The sequence below is a fragment of the Tissierella sp. genome (assembly GCF_052089545.1).
Taxonomy (GTDB): domain Bacteria; phylum Bacillota; class Clostridia; order Tissierellales; family Tissierellaceae; genus Tissierella_A.
The window spans coordinates 2,793-3,496 of the sequence record NZ_JBQDAA010000230.1 but is presented as its reverse complement, the minus strand read 5'-3'; the positions used below and the strand labels follow the sequence as shown (position 1 = coordinate 3,496).

Sequence of the window (704 nt, the reverse complement as noted above, 5' to 3'; positions counted from 1 at the left end):
GAAAGGATAGAAATTAAATTAACCAAGGAAGAAAAAGAAATTTTCAAGAAAAAATTAGAGCTGTCCAAATCAAAAACAATGGGACATTTTATAAGGAAAAGTGTTTTAGAAGCTCCTATATTTGTAATTGATATGAATATCTTTAGAAGGCTACAGACACTTATAGGGAAGAATTCTAGCAGTCTTAATCAAATAGCTAAAAGAGTAAATACTACAGGAATAATTTATAGGGAGGATATTGAAGATCTTAAAAAAGAAAATCATGATATATCAAGAGAAATAATAAAAATTCAGAATATCCTAGCGAGAAAATATATTTAAAACTTCTTACAGGTGTAAAAAGATTTAAAGTCTGATATAATTATATTAGTAATTGAATTTACAGAAGGAGACAGGGATATGGAAGATTTTGGACAGGTGGTTTTCAAGATTAATCAAGTCTTGGAAGATAAAAACATAAGCAAAAACAAACTAGAAAAAGATGCTAATTTACAGAGAACTCAACTTAATTCATATTGTAATAATAAAGTTAAGCGAGTAGATTTAGCTACACTAGCAAAGCTTTGCTATGTATTAGATTGTGGAATAGAAGACATTATGGAGTATAAGATAGATAAGAAAATTTAAATACCCAGGAGGAATAGATTTGGACACAAAAACAATAAAAGACTTAGAAAAAAGATTATGGGATACAGCTGATGAAC

The 704-nt window shown here is 28.0% G+C and carries 2 protein-coding genes; both read left to right on the top strand.

Annotated features, from left to right (window positions below):
• Positions 1 to 321, top strand: a 321-nt coding sequence (locus tag ACTHW2_RS12060) for a plasmid mobilization protein (RefSeq protein WP_442264162.1), incomplete at its 5' end; no start/stop codon positions are given.
• Between the two features lie 78 nt (positions 322 to 399).
• Entirely contained in the window at positions 400 to 627 is a 228-nt protein-coding gene (locus ACTHW2_RS12055; protein WP_442264161.1) for a helix-turn-helix domain-containing protein, read from the top strand.
• The last annotated feature ends 77 nt before the right edge of the window (positions 628 to 704 follow it).